Annotated in this window: 14 protein-coding genes and 1 CRISPR repeat array; of the genes, 4 read left to right on the forward strand and 10 right to left on the reverse strand. The window is 73.0% G+C overall.

Going from position 1 to position 15,561, the window contains the following annotated elements:
• The first annotated feature begins 56 nt into the window (after positions 1 to 56).
• Entirely contained in the window at positions 57 to 740 is a 684-nt protein-coding gene (locus ABZT14_RS18490) for a histone deacetylase (RefSeq protein ID WP_356303637.1), read from the forward strand.
• Positions 741 to 1,183: 443 nt separating this feature from the next.
• Here ABZT14_RS18490 and ABZT14_RS18495 read toward each other — a convergent pair whose 3' ends face one another.
• From ABZT14_RS18495 to ABZT14_RS18505, 3 genes are all read right to left on the reverse strand, one after another.
• Positions 1,184 to 1,753 carry a hypothetical protein gene (locus tag ABZT14_RS18495; RefSeq protein WP_356303640.1) on the reverse strand — a complete coding sequence of 190 codons (570 nt, stop codon included), beginning with the start codon at positions 1,751 to 1,753 and terminating at the stop codon, positions 1,184 to 1,186.
• A 280-nt stretch (positions 1,754 to 2,033) separates the two neighbouring features.
• Entirely contained in the window at positions 2,034 to 2,684 is a 651-nt protein-coding gene (locus tag ABZT14_RS18500) for a hypothetical protein (RefSeq protein WP_356303643.1), read from the reverse strand.
• Positions 2,685 to 3,016: 332 nt separating this feature from the next.
• Positions 3,017 to 3,839: direct repeats of the CRISPR family, unit length 29 nt; unit sequence GGGACCATCCCCGCGCGTGCGGGGAGCAG.
• Between the two features lie 372 nt (positions 3,840 to 4,211).
• Complete coding sequence (locus ABZT14_RS18505) at positions 4,212 to 4,748, reverse strand: potassium channel family protein (RefSeq protein WP_356303646.1); 537 nt, start codon at positions 4,746 to 4,748, stop codon at positions 4,212 to 4,214.
• Between the two features lie 482 nt (positions 4,749 to 5,230).
• Between ABZT14_RS18505 and ABZT14_RS18510 the strand changes: the two genes are divergently transcribed.
• Positions 5,231 to 6,220, forward strand: a complete 990-nt coding sequence (locus ABZT14_RS18510; protein ID WP_356304090.1) for an oxidoreductase — start codon at positions 5,231 to 5,233, stop codon at positions 6,218 to 6,220.
• A 21-nt stretch (positions 6,221 to 6,241) separates the two neighbouring features.
• On the opposite strand, the gene ABZT14_RS18515 is transcribed toward ABZT14_RS18510, so the two are convergent.
• Genes ABZT14_RS18515 through ABZT14_RS18525 form a run of 3 tightly spaced genes read right to left on the reverse strand, consistent with a single transcriptional unit; the run spans position 6,242 to position 9,404 of the window.
• Positions 6,242 to 7,084 (reverse strand): sugar phosphate isomerase/epimerase family protein, encoded by an 843-nt coding sequence (locus ABZT14_RS18515; protein ID WP_356303648.1) that lies wholly within the window; start codon positions 7,082 to 7,084, stop codon positions 6,242 to 6,244.
• The gene (locus ABZT14_RS18520) at positions 7,081 to 8,241 is read right to left on the reverse strand and encodes a dihydrodipicolinate synthase family protein (protein ID WP_356303651.1); all 1,161 of its coding nucleotides are present in this window, start codon (positions 8,239 to 8,241) and stop codon (positions 7,081 to 7,083) included. The genes ABZT14_RS18515 and ABZT14_RS18520 overlap by 4 nt, the downstream gene beginning before the upstream one ends.
• Entirely contained in the window at positions 8,238 to 9,404 is a 1,167-nt protein-coding gene (locus tag ABZT14_RS18525) for a Gfo/Idh/MocA family oxidoreductase (protein WP_356303654.1), read from the reverse strand. Before ABZT14_RS18525 ends, ABZT14_RS18520 begins: the two co-directional genes overlap by 4 nt.
• Positions 9,405 to 9,586: 182 nt before the next feature.
• Between ABZT14_RS18525 and ABZT14_RS18530 the strand changes: the two genes are divergently transcribed.
• Positions 9,587 to 10,597: a LacI family DNA-binding transcriptional regulator gene (locus ABZT14_RS18530; RefSeq protein ID WP_356303657.1), complete on the forward strand. Its 1,011-nt coding sequence runs from the start codon at positions 9,587 to 9,589 to the stop codon at positions 10,595 to 10,597.
• Between the two features lie 578 nt (positions 10,598 to 11,175).
• Here the strand turns inward: ABZT14_RS18530 and ABZT14_RS18535 are convergent.
• On the reverse strand, positions 11,176 to 12,006 hold the full coding sequence (locus ABZT14_RS18535) for a helix-turn-helix transcriptional regulator (RefSeq protein WP_356303660.1): 831 nt from the start codon (positions 12,004 to 12,006) through the stop codon (positions 11,176 to 11,178).
• Between the two features lie 137 nt (positions 12,007 to 12,143).
• On the opposite strand from ABZT14_RS18535, the gene ABZT14_RS18540 reads away from it, so the two are divergent.
• Positions 12,144 to 12,998: an NAD(P)-dependent oxidoreductase gene (locus tag ABZT14_RS18540; protein ID WP_356303663.1), complete on the forward strand. Its 855-nt coding sequence runs from the start codon at positions 12,144 to 12,146 to the stop codon at positions 12,996 to 12,998.
• A gap of 325 nt (positions 12,999 to 13,323) precedes the next feature.
• Here ABZT14_RS18540 and ABZT14_RS18545 read toward each other — a convergent pair whose 3' ends face one another.
• The 3 genes from ABZT14_RS18545 to ABZT14_RS18555 all read right to left on the reverse strand — a co-directional run bounded on the left by ABZT14_RS18545 (position 13,324) and on the right by ABZT14_RS18555 (position 15,536).
• Positions 13,324 to 14,025 (reverse strand): type 1 glutamine amidotransferase domain-containing protein, encoded by a 702-nt coding sequence (locus tag ABZT14_RS18545; protein ID WP_356303665.1) that lies wholly within the window; start codon positions 14,023 to 14,025, stop codon positions 13,324 to 13,326.
• An 84-nt stretch (positions 14,026 to 14,109) separates the two neighbouring features.
• On the reverse strand, positions 14,110 to 14,601 hold the full coding sequence (locus ABZT14_RS18550) for a hypothetical protein (RefSeq protein ID WP_356303667.1): 492 nt from the start codon (positions 14,599 to 14,601) through the stop codon (positions 14,110 to 14,112).
• Entirely contained in the window at positions 14,598 to 15,536 is a 939-nt protein-coding gene (locus ABZT14_RS18555) for an acetoacetate decarboxylase family protein (protein ID WP_356303670.1), read from the reverse strand. Before ABZT14_RS18555 ends, ABZT14_RS18550 begins: the two co-directional genes overlap by 4 nt.
• Positions 15,537 to 15,561: the final 25 nt, after the last annotated feature.

The following is a 15,561-nucleotide window of genomic DNA, read 5'->3' on the forward strand; positions in this document are numbered from 1 at the left end:
GGCACGCTCTCCGGGGATCCGTATGCTGACGCGTCCGCCGACCGGGAGGGGCACCGATGAGGGAAACCGCCACCGCGCTGTCGCCACGAGGCCGGGTGACCACCCCGCCCGAGCGGGTGTGGTACGCCGCCTACGGCTCCAACATGAGCCTCTCCCGCCTCGGTTACTACCTCTCGGGAGGCCGGCCCCCCGGAGCCGTCCGCACCTACCCCGGCTGCCGTGACCCCCGCCCTCCCCGGGTCACCCGGCCCCTGCGCCTGCCCGGCCAGACCTACTTCGCCCTCGAATCCCCGGTGTGGGGCGGCGGTACGGCTTTCCTCGACCCGTACACCGACGGGCACAGCGTGCTGGCCGCCCACCTGCTGACCCTGGAGCAGTTCCACGACATCGCCGCCCAGGAGATGCTGCGCGAACCCGGTACCGACCTCGACCCCACCACGGCGCTCACCACCGGCCGGGACACGGTGGGCCCCGGCCGTTACGAGACCCTGGTCTGCCCCGGGTGGCTGGAGGGCGCACCGGTACTCACCTTCACCTCCCCGTGGCGTCAGGACGAGGTCGACACCACCGCCCCCGCCCCCGCCTACCTGCGGCAACTACTCGTCGGCCTGGTGGAGTCCCAGGGCTGGACCCCCGACCGGGCGGCCCACCACCTGGCCACCCGCCCCGGAGCCGCCGGCCACTGGACCGCCCCTCGGATACGGGAACTCCTGGAGGTCGAACCCGTCGAAGGCGGCTGACCACCGGGCGCGGACGGCGAGTTCGGGGTACCAGGATTCGGGGCACCGGGAAGTGGTCCACGGCAGCCAGGAGTCCGGCGGGCACCTTGGGGCACGGTCCCGGGAGAAGCGGGGGACGAGGCCGGGGGTGCCAGCCACCCACGCGGGCGGTGGCCCGGCCTCGCGGCCTCTTTCGGGTGGGTGGCTCGGTTCGCCCGTGGGGGCCGGGGCAGGGGCGAAGGTCGGTTCAATCGGTAGCCGCTCGGCGGCTCAACGGGGAGCCGTGCGGGCCTCACGCGGGACCGCGCGAACCCCCGGGCGCCTGCCCGAAGCGTGGGAACCACCCCTCCAACCCTGAGGGCGTGACGGCCGGTCGTAGGAGCACAACGCCCGGGCCCCGCACCGCCTTTGACGTGAGCCGGGCGTGCCCCGTACCACCAGGAGCCCCGTCGGCGGGGCGCGGTTCACCCCGGCCGTAAACCGGGGGACCGCCCCATGGTCTGGGCTCCGATCACGGCCATCAGCGCGAGCCCCACGACCGTGTACGCCACCAGTACCGGGAAACCGATCCGTGGGGCGGAGGTGGACGCGGCCACCAGGTCGCCGGGGTCGCGCACGATCGCGTAGCGGTCCCCGGGACGGGTGTGGGCGTCGCATCGTTCGCTGTCCGGCAGCCACGAGGACCGCCCCTTCCGGTCGAGGACCCGGCAGGTGTGGGTGACCCCACCGGTACGCGGTTCCCTCTGGTGCCTCACTTCCGTCACCGTGGCCCGCACCTGTTCGCCGCGCCAGTCGAGGACCGCCCCACGGAAGCCGTACGGGACCATGACCAGCAGGAAGATCCCGGTCAGCAGCAGTCCCGCGAGCCGACCCGGGGTCGGCACACCGACCAGCAGGGGCAGCCCGAGCAGGACGCCCACACCGAGTACGGCGAACCCGGCCGTGGCGAACCCACGGGAGTGGTGCAGGAGATCGAACAGGACGCCACCGCCGGTGATGACCAGTCCGCCGCCCAGCCCCAGGAGCGCCCCCACCAGCCGGGGGCGGCCTGGGGTCCATGACCCCGGTTCGCTCAGGACCCGCCACAGCCGCCGCCCCCCGGCCGCTGTTCGGCCTCCCCGCCTCGCCCCGGTCATCCCCGCCCCTGTCTCCCGTTCCGCAACCCGCCCACCCCCAGCCGTAGTTCACCACGCCACGGTGGGCTGGGAGGGGGCGGAGGGGCTCCTGCTGGGCGGCCCGGTGCGCCCGTACGACGAGGCTTCCGGGACCGTGGCGCCTCGACACCCGTGGGGGCGTGTGGCTCCGACCCGACGATCAGGCGTTCGCGCCCTGGGCGAGGTCGGGACGGTGCCGCCGGACGAGTTCGATCAACCGGGCCTGTGCCTCCGGCCCGTAGTCGTCGAACCAGATCGGTACGACGACGCCGGCCCCGTCAGGAGCCGCACCGAACTGCCGGGCCGAGAGCACGGCCAACTCCCGGCCGTGCGCGTTGGTTTCCGGTCCGTCCGTCCAGGCCCCGAAACCGACCACGCCCACGGACGTGGGCGCGGAGGCCCGGGAAGCCACGTTGACCGCTCCGATGATGAGGGCGCCGCCGAGGCCCCCGGCCCCCTGGGCCGCCTTCACCGGGTGCGGCAACTCCTCGAAGCGGTTCACCTGGTCCCAGCGCAGTGTGCGGGTCGTACCGCCGTAGCGCGCGACCAGACCCCGCTCGTCGACGTCGAGCGTGCCCGCGACCGCCTGGCGCTTCAGGATGGAGGTGCGCGCGAGCACGAAGACGGTGGTGAGCCCCGCGCCCACGACGACGCCGACGAGCCACCGCACGGCAACCGGCGAGTCCGGGCTCACCATGCCGATCACGGCGGCGACGAGAAACGCGGTGAAAAGCACCAGGACCACGGACTGGGGAATCAGGGGGCGCCAACTCCTGCCCAGAGTCATGCGCTGCGTGAACTGTTCTGCCATGACGGCACCTCAGCACACCAACGATTCGGTGAACAAGGCGCGTGAGGAGACGCCGAGCACCCGGCCTCCCCGGCTGCGCGCCCGTCGAGGAACGGCCGAGGTCGGTACGGCACCGAGCCGGCCAGTCAGCCCCGTACCGGCCTCGGCCCGCACCCAGATCCTTTCGGCAGTACGCGGCAACCCGTCCCGGACCCGGATGCGGCGGCCACCACGGCCACGGTACGGACACGACGCCCACCCAACTCGTCCCGCCAGCCGGCCCCTTGGCACCGGCACCCCTGATCCCCCCGGTCACGCCTGGGCTCAGCCTCCGCCCCCCAGTCCCAGGCGTGGGGGCATCCCCCGCGTGTGGTGGGAGCGGGGCCAAGGGGGCAACGACGCCCACCTACTCCTGGGGCGCTCCCCGCGCGTGCGGGGAGCAGTCCATCGGGAACGCGGCGACGCGCTTCGGCGAGGGACCATCCCCGCGCGTGCGGGGAGCAGAAGCCAAGGGGTACGAGATGACCCGCGAGAACGGGACCATCCCCGCGCGTGCGGGGAGCAGCTCGGGATCGGGGTCGAGGTGGTGGGGCGTCAGGGACCATCCCCGCGCGTGCGGGGAGCGGTCAGCCGAGTGCGTGCGGTGCTGGACGACTTGGGGACCATCCCCGCGCGTGCGGGGAGCAGACGATCGGGTGGTGGAGGTCGCCATCAAGGTCGGGACCATCCCCGCGCGTGCGGGGAGCAGCCCTGCTCCACCATCCCCGGGCACCCCTGGGGGGGACCATCCCCGCGCGTGCGGGGAGCAGCGGCAAAGCCACTGTCCATGTAGCGGCTGAGGGGGACCATCCCCGCGCGTGCGGGGAGCAGTCCTGATCTGGGGCTTCCTCACCCTGCCCCTCGGGACCATCCCCGCGCGTGCGGGGAGCGGGCATGACGTCCATCTCCTCTCGCGGTCGCGGTGGGGACCATCCCCGCGCGTGCGGGGAGCAGTTCACCCCCGAGCAGCTCCGTTTCGTGCTGTGGGGACCATCCCCGCGCGTGCGGGGAGCAGCGTATCTTGCCTGGTCAGAGCCCGATGATCTTGGGACCATCCCCGCGCGTGCGGGGAGCAGTCCCCGGGACGCACCGTCGCCTCGCCCCAGTGGGGACCATCCCCGCGCGTGCGGGGAGCAGGCTTGCTGACCTGGGGGTTCAGGGGGCGGGGCGGCCGGAATGAACAACTATCGGGGATACGGACATTTCCACCACCCGTCGGGCGAGGTGTCAGCGCGTGACGGCATGGGGTCAGCGTACGCGGGGCGGGGGCGCCGTACGGGGGCTGGCGCCCTAACTGGGGTGGAGGCGGCGGCACTTGACCACGCTGCCCCCGGCAGGGTGCCCTGTCACGTCCTTCACGGGTGACCGCACTGCGGCGAACCGTGGGTGGCCCCGGCCGGTGGCCGCCCTGCCGGCCAGGAGGGCAGGCAGGGAGTGGTGCCGCCGTTGACCCGTACGAACCGGGACGTGGTGGACGACCGGTGGCGGTCGGGGTGGCCCGGTCGCCGTTCAGCTGGGGGGCTTGTCCTCGCGCTGGGCCGAACGCGTACCGAGCAGGCTCCGTAGCTGGGTGGTCAGCGCCGCTCCCGCGGCGGTGAGGAACACCATGCTGTACACCAGCTGGAGGATGACGATGAGACGGGTCGCCTGCCCGATCGCGACGACGTCGCCGTAGCCCACGGTCGTCAGCGTGACCATGGTGAAGTACAGCGCGTCGAGCCGCGTGTCCAGGCCCCGCATCTCCCCGGGGTGCCGGGACAGGGCGAAGTAGCCGGCCGAGAACAGGTGGATGGTCACCATCATCAGCAGCGGGATCACGAACCCCGGCTGCGCGGTGGACCGTTCCAGCAGCACCTCGCGGATCTGGAGCAGCAGCAGGACCGCCACCAGCCCGAGCGCCCCCAGGAACACCGACCAGCTGACCAGTGGTCGCTGGTGGCCGAAGTGGTGCAGCGGTAGCAGGAAGTACCCCGCCAGCAGTACCGCGCTCACCAGTGTCGCCACACTCCACGGCCTGACGTGCCACAGCCGTTGCCGCTTCGCCACCCGACTCACCCCGGTCACTTGACGTGCCTTACCCCTGCGATCATGCGCGTGCTCGGGGCCCTGGCCACTCGACCTCCCGCGTACAGCGACGTTCCAACCGTTCGGACCAACCGGTGCCGTGACCCGACGGGCGGTTCGCGCGGAAGCCGGGACGGTCCCCGGCACGGGGTGGGCGCCCTTGGTACGCGGCAGTACGTGGCAGGAGGAACGGCCGGCCGAGGGGACGTGGGCCGGTGGTCGCCGTGGGCCCTCGGGCCCGAACTCCGGTGGGCCGACCGCCTGTTACGCCCGTGTGCCGCGCTGGGACCGCGAGCTGCCGGTGGTGTCCGTGGGGTGCCCCGGCTCACGGCGATCGGCTAGATTCCGTGCCCATGACAGCCATGGGGAAGTGGGTACGGCGGGCCTCGGCGGCGCTGTGCGCGGTGGTACTGGTGACGCCCCTCCAGGGGGCCCAGGCCTCGGCCGAGGAACGGTCGGGCGAGATGCGGGCACGGGTGACCGGGGCCGGCTGGAAGCTGACCGACACCGGGGTGGACGCCAGGTTCCGGGGGCTGGACGCGGTGAGCCGCTCCACCGCCTGGGTGGCCGGCAGCGAGGGCACCGTCCTGCTGACCCGGGACGGGGGCCGGCGCTGGCGGGACGTGTCGCCGCCCGGGGCGGGGAAGTTGGAGTTCCGTGACGTGGAGGCGTTCGGCTCCCGGGGTGCGGTGGTACTGGCCATCGGGCCGGGGGAGGACTCCCGGGTGTTCCGTACCGAGGACGCCGGGGCCACCTGGACCGAGACCTTCCGCAACGACCACCCGGACGCCTTCTACAACTGCCTGACCTTCTTCGACCGCCGTCACGGACTGGCCGTCAGCGACCCGGTGGACGGGAGGTTCCGCATCCTGTCCACCCGTGACGGCGGACGTAGTTGGAAGGTGCTGCCCGACCGGGGGATGCCGCCCGCGTCGAAGGGCGAGGCCAACTTCGCGGCCAGCGGCCAGTGTCTGGTCAGCGCCGGCCGTGACCAGGTGTGGATGGCCGCCGGGGGCGCCGACACCTCCCGGGTGTACCACTCCACCGACCGTGGCCGGAACTGGACCGTCACCGACACCCCGGTACCGGCCGGTGCCCCGGAACGCGGGGTGTTCGCCCTCGCCTTCCAGGGACCCCGCCACGGTCTGGCCGTCGGCGGCGACTTCCGCCCCGAGAAGGACTCGCCCCGGGCGTCGGCGACCACCCGGGACGGGGGTCGCACCTGGGAGCCCAGTGGGCGTCCGGTGCCGGAGTACCGCTCCGGGGTGAGCTGGTTGCCGTACAGCCGGCACGCCGCGTTGGCGGTCGGGCCCACCGGCACCGACCTGACGGTGAACGGCGGCCGGAGCTGGCAGACCGTGGACCGGGGCTCCTTCGACACCGTGGACTGCACGCCGGACCTGGGCTGTTGGGCGGCCGGGGAGAAGGGACGGGTGGCCCGCCTCGGCGGGTGAGCCGGCCCGGAACCGGGTCGGTCAGGCCCCGTCCAGGTACGGGGCGACCAGTCGACGGTGCCGCTCGGCGAGGGTGGCGAGGGTCTCCTCCCCGGGGGTGGCCCACACCCGCTCGTTGAAGATCTCCACCTCCACCGGGCCGTCGTAGCCGGCCCGGGCCACCGCCCGGGTGAGCGCGGTGAAGTCCACACAGCCGTCCCCGACGTGGCCGCGTCCCAGCAACGCCCCCTCGGGCACCGGCAGGGTCCAGTCGCACACCTGGTACGAGGCGATCCGGTCTCCGGCGCGGGCCAGTTGCCGCTCCAACTCCGGGTCCCACCACAGGTGGTAGCTGTCCACCACCACACCCACCCAGTCGACGGGGAAGGGCTCGGCCAGGTCCAGCGCCTGGGACAGGGTGGAGACCACGGCCCGGTCGGCGCAGAACATCGGGTGGAGCGGCTCGATGGCCAGCCGTACGCCCGACTCGGCGGCGTACGGGGCGAGTTCGGCCAGGGCGTCGGCCACCGCCCGGCGAGCCCCTGGCAGGTCACGGCCACCTTCGGGCAGGCCCCCGCACACCAGCACCAGGGTGTCGGTGCCCAGGGTGGCCGCCTCCCGCACGGCTTGCCGGTTGTCCTCCAACGCCCGTTGTCGGGCGTCGGGTTCGGTGGCGGTGAGGAAGCCGCCCCGGCACAGGCTGCTGACCTTCAGCCCGGCCGCCCGTACCAGAGAGGCCGAGCGTTCCAGTCCCGTTTCGGCCACCTTGTCCCGCCACAGGCCGATGGCGGGCACACCCGCCTCGGCGCAGCCGCGTACCGCACGCTCCAGACTCCAGCCGCGCACGGTGATCTGGTTGAGGGACAGCCGTTCCAGACCGTTCACCGCCCCACCCCCGCCAGGGCCAGCAGCCGGCCCATCCGTCCGGCCGCCAGCTCCGGGTCGGGCAGCAGCCCGGTCCGGTCGGCCAGGGTGAACAGCCGGACCAGGTGCGGCAGCGAACGGCCGCTCTGCGCCCCGCCGACCATGGTGAAGTGGCTCTGGTGGCCGGCCAGCCAGGCCAGGAAGACCACCCCGGTCTTGTAGTGCGGGGTGGGGGCGGTGAACAGGTGGCGGGCCAGCGGCACCGTCGGAGTGAGCAGGGCGTCGAACCTCTCCGGGTCGCCCTCGTCCAGCGCGGTCAGGGCGGCGGAGGCGACGGCGGCCAGCGGGTCGAAGACCCCCAACAGGGCGTCGCTGTGACCGAGTTGATCGCCCCGGATCAGCTCGGGGTAGTGGAAGTCGTCCCCGGTGAGGAGCCGTACGCCCTCGGGCAGGGCGCGGCGCAGGGCGACCTCCCGTTCGGCGTCCAGCAGGGACAGCTTGACGCCCTCGACCCTGGCGGGGTGCTCGTGGATGACGGACAGTACGGTCCGGGTCGCGGAATCGAGGTCGGTCGAACCCCAGTAGCCGCGCAGCGCCGGGTCGAACACCTCGCCCAGCCAGTGGAGCACCACCGGCTGGCGCACCTGGTCCAGCAGCCGCCCGTACACCCGCTGGTAGTCCTCCGGCCCCCGAGCCACGGCGGCCAGTTGACGGCTGCACATCACCACCGCCCGGGCGCCGGCCTCCTCCACCACGGCGAGCTGTTCCTCGAAGGCGCGGGTGACCTGGTCCAGGTGCGTGGGCGGACCGTCGAGCTGGTCGGTGCCCACCCCGCAGAGCAGGGCGCCCCCGCAGGCGGCGGCCTCCGCCCCGGTACGGCGTACCAACTCCCGGGTGGCCGGCCAGTCCAGGCCCGTACCGCGCTGCGCGGTGTCCATGGCGTCCGCCACCCCCAGGCCGAGCGACCACAGCCGGTGCCGGAAGGCGAGGGTGGCGTCCCAGTCCAGCCGGGCGGGGGCGCCGGGCGCGTTGTCGGCCAACGGGTCGGCCACCACGTGGGCGGCGGCGTAGGCCCGACGGGCACGGGCGGGTGCCGCCCGGGTGGGCAGGTCCGCGGGCGGGCCCATCCGGTACGGCTCCAGGGTGCCGTCGGGGCGGGGGAGGGCGAGGGTGGTCATCGGTCACCGTCCAGGGCGGGCACCTCCAGGCGGCGCCCCTGCCGGGCGGAGCGCAGGCCCAGTTCGGCCAGTTGCACGCCCTTGGCGCCCTCCATCAGGTCCCAGTGGTACGGCGAACCGGTGGCCACATGGCGGAGGAACAGCTCCCACTGCGCCTTGAAGCCGTTGTCGAAGCCGGCGTCCCCCGCGTTGTCGGGCACCCGCTGCCACTGGGAGCGGAAGGAGGAGTCGCTCGGCAGGTCCGGGTTCCACACGGGTTTCGGGGTGGTGGCCCGGTGCTGCACGTGGCACTCCCGCAGTCCGGCCACCGCGCTGCCCTCGGTGCCGTCGACCTGGAACTCCACGAGTTCGTCGCGGTGTACCCGTACCGCCCAGGAGGAGTTGACCTGGGCGGTGACCCCACCCTCCAGCTCGAAGATCGCGTAGGCCGCGTCGTCGGCGGTGGCGGCGTAGGCGGTGCCGTGCTCGTCCACCCGCTCGGGGATGTGGGTGGCGGCGTGGGCGTAGACGCTGCGCACCGGGGCGATGACGTTGTCCAGTACGTAGCGCCAGTGCGGGAACATGTCGAGCACCACCCCGCCGCCGTCCTCGGCGCGGTAGTTCCAGGAGGGGCGCTGGGCCGGCTGCCAGTCGCCCTCGAAGACCCAGTAGCCGAACTCCCCGCGCACCGACAGCACCCGGCCGAAGAACCCGCCCTCCACCAGCCGGCGCAGCTTGATCAGGCCGGGGAGGAACAGCTTGTCCTGGACGACGCCGTGGCGCACTCCCGCCTCACGGGCCAGACGCGCCAACTCCAGTGCCGCGTCCAGGGTTTCGGCGACGGGCTTCTCGGTGTAGATGTGCTTCCCTGCGGTGATCGCGGTACGGAGGGCCCGCTCCCGCGCGGGGGTGACCTGCGCGTCGAAGTAGACCTCCGCCCGTGGGTCGGCGAGCGCCTGTTCCAGGGAGGTGGTCCAGTGCTCCAGACCGTGTCGCCCCGCCAGCTCGCGGAGCTTCCCCTCGTCGCGGCCGACCAGCAGCGGCTCGGGCCACAGCACGTCCCCGCCCTGGAGGGGGAGCCCGCCCTGTTCGCGGATGGCCAGCAGGGAGCGCACCAGATGCTGGCGATACCCCATCCGGCCGGTCACCCCGTTCATCACGATCCCGATCGACCTGTGTGCCATGTGGTGTCCCCTTGCCCGTGGAGGCGGCCCGAACATGCGGGAAAGCGCTTTCCCGGGCCACCCTAGGGACCGCCACCACAACGGGTCAAGGGCACCGTGCCGTACCGCGATACCCTTCCCGCCACCCCCTGAACAGGACGGACCGAACCGAAAGGCCGACATTGGCGGTCACCCTCGACGACGTGGCGCGCCACGCCGGCGTCTCCCTGGCCACTGCCTCCCGGGTGCTGAACGGCTCCACCCGAGCCGTCGGTGAACGGCTGGCCGCCCGAGTGCGCGCCAGCGCCGAGGAGTTGGGCTACCTCCCCAACGCCCCCGCCCAGGCCCTGGCCCGTTCCTCCACGGCCACCCTCGGGGTACTGCTGCACGACGTGGCCGACCCCTACTTCGGCGCCGTCGCCCGTGGCGTGTCCGACGCGGCCACCGAGGCCGGACTGTTGACAGTGCTGCTGAGCACCGACGGCGACCCCGAGGTGGAACTGCGCGGCATCCGCATGTTGCACGCCCAGCGGGTACGGGGGCTGGTACTGGCCGGCTCCGCCTACACCGACCCCGAGGTCACCGCCCGCATGGACACCGCCCTGGCCTCCTACCGCGCGGGCACCGGATCGGTCGCCGTCGTCACCGACCACGGCCCCGACTATCCGACGGTCAGCCCCGGCAACCGTACGGGGACCGCCCAACTCACCCGCGCCATGCTGGAGTTGGGCCACCGACGGTTCGCCGTGGTCAGCGGCCCGGACCGGATGCGGGTGCCCGCCGAACGGCTCGCCGGAGTACGCCAGGCCCTGGCCGAGGTGGGACTGTCCCTGCCCGAACGCGCCACGGTGGCCACCGAGTTCAGCCGCGAGGGCGGACGCGCGGCCATGGCCCGGCTCTGCGAACGGCTCAGCCCCGAGGAGTGGCCCACCGTGGTCCTCGCCCTGTCCGACGTGTGCGCGGTCGGGGTGCTGGCCGAACTGCGTGACAGGGGGATCGCGGTACCCGGCGAGCTGTCGGTGGCCGGGTTCGACGACATAGCCCTGGCCGGCGACCTCGCCCCCGCGCTCACCACGGTACGGGTCCCCCTGGAGCGGCTCGGCGCGGAGGCGGTACGGATGCTCCTCGACCCGTCCACCAGCACCCCCGGACGTCCACTGGAGCTACCGAACGAGGTCGTCCTGAGAGCCAGCACTGCACCCCCACCGAGCTGATGCGGGACCCCCGAGACGGTGTGCCCGGCAACGGGCGCGCGTATCGCGGTGGGGGCGGCTTGGCGGGGGTGCGTGGGTCGGGGGCTCCTGCTTGCGGGGGCGGGTTGAATGCACCCCCCTCGGCCCCCAGTAGAGGGGTCCCTGTACAGGCGCGGGGCGGGACGCGTTGTCGGTCGGTGGAGGTCGGGGCCAGGGGGTATACCCGCGTGTGCGGGGAGCAGCCGGCCGATTTCGGCGTCGTCATGGTGGAACTGGGACCATCCCCGCGTGCGCGGGGAGCAGGGGCTCCCCCGGGCCGGATTACGGACTCCCGGGGGACCATCCCCGCGCTTGCGGGGAGCAGCTTGCCTACGCCTGGCTTCGAGACCTCGGCCAGGGACCATCCCCGCGCTTGCGGGGAGCAGACTCGTTGAGCTGGGGTTTACTGGCGGAGGTAGCGGTTCTGAGCAGGGTTTGCTGGATCGGACATTCTGCTCACCCCTGTGGCACCTCCCGGTGGTCGGCCGTAGGGGGAAGATACGGGAACGGGTGCTTCCCCGGGGGAAGTTGAGGTGACCGTGGCTGGCGGGGGCGCTGCCCTACGACGGCGAGGACAGGTCTTGGAGGCCGACGATCCGCAGGAGTTCGAGCCGTTCGTAGGTCGGCGTACCGGGGCGTGCCGAGTGCACGACGAGCAGTTGGCTGTGGCCGTCGCTGAGCAGTACCTCGCAGTCGAGGTCGAGGGTGCCGACCACGGGGTGCAGGAACCGTTTCGGCGAGGGGCGGCGTACGACCACGTCGTGGGACTGCCACAGCCTCTCGAACTCCTCGGAGCTGGCGCGGAGTTCGGCCACCAGGGCGGCTGGGCCCGGATCGTGGGGGCGGGCGGCGGTGACCGCCCGCAGACCGGCCACGTGGGCGCGGGCGTGCTGTTCGCGTTTCTCGGGCGGGGCGAGGTCCTGCGCGCCGGGCACGGTGAACCAGCGGCGGATGAGGTTCGTACCGGTGTGGTCGCCGGTCAGGGCCACGGACATGGAGTTCTGGGCCAGCATCTCGCCCCAGTCGCTGTGGACGGCCGCCGGCAGGTCGTGCAGGCGGTCCAGGATCAGCAGGAGCCCTGGTCGTACGTGGTCGGTGGAGCCGCCCGGTCTGGGGGGTTCCTGGCCGGCCAGATGGAACAGGTGGTCACGTTCGGTGTCCGTGAGGCGCAGGGCGCGGGCGAGCGCGGTGAGCATCTGGCGTGACGGGTGGGAGCCCCGGCGCTGTTCCAGACGGGTGTAGTAGTCCGTGGACATGCCGGCGAGCTGTGCCACCTCCTCACGGCGCAGGCCGGGGGTGCGGCGTCGTGGGCCGGCGGTGAGGCCCACGTCGGAGGGGGCGAGGCGGGTACGGGCGCGGCGGAGGAAGTCGGCGAGTTCGGTGCGGTCCACGGTGCCAGGGTCTCTCGGTTCGGTACGCGTATCCAGGGACTGCCGGTCCCTGGATGACCGCGTCTCTCCCGCCGCCGGCGTCTCTCCCGCAGGCTCTAAGACGGCTCGGACAGGGCCACGACGACGAGGAGGCGGCTGTGCTGACACTGGTGACCGGAGCGACAGGGCAGGTAGGGCGGCGGTTCGTGCCGAGGCTGCTGCGGAACGGGGTGCCCGGCGACGAGGTGCGGGTACTGGTGCGGGACGCCGGGCGGGCCGAACCTTTCGCCGAACTGGGCGCCCAGGTGGTGGTGGGCGACCTGCGGGACGTGGAGGCGTTGGGCAAGGCGACGGCGGGTGTGGACGCGGTGGTGAACGTCGCCGCCGCGTTCCGTGGGGTGCCGGACGAGGAGGCGCGGGCGGTCAACCGGGACGCGGCCGTCGAGCTGGGCCGGGCGGCGGTGGCCTCCGGTGTGCGGAGGTTCGTACAGGTCAGCACCGGGCTGGTGTACGGGGCGGGCCGTGGCAGGGCACTGGTGGAGGACGACGAGACGGTGCCGGGCGAGCAGGGGTGGGGCGCCTACCCGGAGTCCAAGTGGGAGGCCGAACGCGCCCTCGGGGCCCTGGACGGGCTGGAGGACCTGCGCGTGGGCCGGCTGCCGTTCGTGTACGGGGACGGGGACCCCCACCTGGCCAACGCGATGGAGTGGGCGGTCAACTGGCCCGCCATGCAGCGCCTGCACATGGGCCACCACGTGGACGTGGCGCAGGGGCTGCGTCGGCTGCTGTACGCGGCGGAGGCGCGGGGCGTCTACAACATCGCCGACGACGCCCCGGTCACCACGGTCGACCTCTTCCAGTTCCACGGGCTGCCGGTACCACCGGAGGCGTACGACCGGGAGGTGCCGGACCCCTGGCACAGCGTGATGTCGACGGGGCGTATCCGCCACGAGTTGGGCTACCGCCCGTTCGTCCCCTCGGTGTGGGTGGCGAGGGACGCCGGCCTGCTCTGACCGGTGTGGTCACGGGGCCCAACTCCCCTCCTCCGGTACGTGGTTGAGGGGTGCGGTCTCCCGGGGTGCCGGGCGCTCGGGGTGGTGGGGCACATGGTGCGCGGCCGGGGAGTGGCTCACGTAGCCGGGGAGTGGCTCACGTAGCGGCGCCGGACCACGTACGGGTGACCCCGGTGCGGCGCCGACCGGTTCGTGGGCGGACAGGGGTGGGCCCTCGACGGTCGTGGGGGTCGGGGCCCGGGCCGTGCCGTACCGGGGCCCCGTGGGCCGTGAGCTGGTCGGGCTGGCGGGGGCCCGGTCCTGGCGTACCGTCGCGCCGGGACGCTCAGGTGGTGAGGTCCTCCACGAGTCGCTGGGCGAGGGCCTCGGAGGAGGCGGGGTTCTGGCCGGTGTAGAGGTTGCGGTCGACCACCACGAAGGGGCGCAGGGGCAGGCGGCCCTTGCGGTAGTCGGCGCCGTTCTCCCGCAACCGGTCCTCCAGCAGCCAACTGGCCTTGCGGCCGAAGCTGTTGAGCTTCTCCTCCAGGTTGGACAGGCCGGTCATCCGGTATCCGTCGAACGGCCATGAGCCGTCCTCGTCCCGGGCCGCGAGGGTGGCGGCCGGTGCGTGGCACAGCAGTGCCAGCGGTTTCCCGGAGTGGAGCGTGCGGGTGAGCAGGGCGCCGGATACCGGGTCGACGGCGAGGTCCTCCATCGGTCCGTGCCCCCCGGGGTAGAACACCAGGTCGTAGTCGTCCGGGTCGACCTCCGCCAGTGACCTGGGGGAGTCCAACTCGGCCTGGAGGGAGTCGAGGTAGCGGGCGACCTCGCGCAGCTTGCCCGGCAGGCCGGCGGTGCGGGACATGCTCAGTTGGTCGAGTGTCGGCTTCCTGCCGCCGGGGGTCGCGAGGGTGATCTCCCACCCCGCCTGACGGAAGGCCCTGTGCGGCATCGCGAGTTCCTCACCCCAGTAGCCCGAGGGGTGCACCTCGCCGTCCTTCAGCGTCCAACGGTCGGCTGCCGACACGACGAAAAGTACCCTGGTCATCCTGTTGTCTTCCTCTCGTGGTGAGGTTCGCGGTCGCTGCGGTTCCACGGGTGCCGACGGCCTTCGACACTCTGAGCGCGGCGGTCAGCGGAGCTGCCCCAGGGCCGGGCTGTCCGGCGGGTGTCCGGGGAGACGACCGTGACGGCGCCTTGGCTCCAGGTGTCGGCTCGCGCTGGGTGCCGAGTGGTGGGCGGTGACCGCCGGTGTCGGCCACCGTGAGGAACGCGTCGCGGCGGGGCTGCCGTTCTGCGCCCGTATGGGGTCCGGTGCCTCGTCCTGACGGGCGGGGCCCGGGCCGGGGAAGCGCGGCGGCACCCCCTTCTGCTCGGTCAACGCCCCGGCGGCCCGGGCGACTTGGGGGGCGCGGGCCCGGGCGGACGCCTCCTCGACCTCGGTGGGAGCGGAGACCGGCGGTGTGGTGAGCGGGGCTCCGGTGTACGGGGCGTGGACGGTCACCCGCGCGGCGTCGGCTCCCGCCGTGGCCCCTGCGACCGGTCGTCGGGTGCGGGCCGGGACCAGGGAAGCCGGGAGGTCGGGACTGTGGTGGGCGCGGGGCGTGGCCGTGCGCTGGGTCATGGGGTGCGGTTCCGTGCCGAGGGTGGGGAGGGGACCGAGGTGGGCACCGGCATGTGCAGGGCGATCTGACCTTCCGTCACCACGTCGAGCCGCACCGTCCTGATCGGGCGGAGCGCCCGCAGGTCGTCGGCCATGCGGCCCCGTCCGACCTGGAGGGTCACGCCGCGTGGGAAGCTCGCGCCGCCGGCCGCCAGCACGTTGGTCTGGCTCAGGGTGGAGTGCCAGGCGTCGTCGATCGACGAGTACGAGGTGAGCGTGGAGACGCGTCGGCCGCTCGGGTACGGGGTCTGGGCGGGGGTGGCCACGGAGAAGGACAGGTCCGTTCCGCCCTGGTCGTTGGCCACGTGTGCGGTGGTCCGGACGGTGTCGATGTCGACGTCGAGTGCGGTGACCCACTTGGGGAAGCCGTAGCCCTCGTGCCCCCGGACCTGGGCGATGTCCGTGCTCACCGGCAGGGAGAGTACGTAGGAGTCGAGGTGGTCGTTCTTCAGCGCGACGGCCAGGTCGAGGAGGCCGAGCCCTCCGTGGCGCGCCGGCTTCACGGCGACTCCGACGGCGGCCTCGGTGTAGAAGTCGATGTCGCACACGTCGTAGCGGAAGAACATCACCGAGACCAGCCCCATTCCCGGCGTGACCTCCAGTGGCGAGAGTTCTTCGGGCAGACGGCGACGGATCGCCCGGGTGCGGGCGAGCATCGTGAGCCGGGCGGTTGAGGCGCGGTAGTAGAAGTTGGGGGTGAGCGTGGTGCCGATCGGGGAGTCGACCCGGGTCTTGGGGAGCCGTCGGAAGAAGTCCACGTCGCTGACGCGGGGGTCGCGGGCGACCTCGTCGAGGTCGGTGTCCATCCGGTAGCGGTCGTACAGACCACCCTCGGGGACGGTGACCGTGTGACCGCCGAGGTCGACCCTGACTGTGCCCTGCGGGGTGGAAGACATCACCCTCATCCTTATGTAAGCGGTG

Source organism: Streptomyces sp. NPDC005438, assembly GCF_040606315.1.
In the GTDB taxonomy this organism is placed as follows: domain Bacteria; phylum Actinomycetota; class Actinomycetes; order Streptomycetales; family Streptomycetaceae; genus Streptomyces.

What these genes read in the sequence shown, in the direction of transcription:
- ABZT14_RS18490 (WP_356303637.1), top strand. Translation starts at nt 57, where the DNA reads ATGAGGGAAACCGCCACCGCGCTGTCGCCACGAGGCCGGGTGACCACC.
- ABZT14_RS18550 (WP_356303667.1), bottom strand. Translation starts at nt 14,601, where the DNA reads ATGACCCAGCGCACGGCCACGCCCCGCGCCCACCACAGTCCCGACCTC.
- ABZT14_RS18525 (WP_356303654.1), bottom strand. Translation starts at nt 9,404, where the DNA reads ATGGCACACAGGTCGATCGGGATCGTGATGAACGGGGTGACCGGCCGG.
- ABZT14_RS18545 (WP_356303665.1), bottom strand. Translation starts at nt 14,025, where the DNA reads ATGACCAGGGTACTTTTCGTCGTGTCGGCAGCCGACCGTTGGACGCTG.
- ABZT14_RS18500 (WP_356303643.1), bottom strand. Translation starts at nt 2,684, where the DNA reads ATGGCAGAACAGTTCACGCAGCGCATGACTCTGGGCAGGAGTTGGCGC.
- ABZT14_RS18520 (WP_356303651.1), bottom strand. Translation starts at nt 8,241, where the DNA reads ATGACCACCCTCGCCCTCCCCCGCCCCGACGGCACCCTGGAGCCGTAC.
- ABZT14_RS18510 (WP_356304090.1), top strand. Translation starts at nt 5,231, where the DNA reads ATGCGGGCACGGGTGACCGGGGCCGGCTGGAAGCTGACCGACACCGGG.
- ABZT14_RS18555 (WP_356303670.1), bottom strand. Translation starts at nt 15,536, where the DNA reads ATGTCTTCCACCCCGCAGGGCACAGTCAGGGTCGACCTCGGCGGTCAC.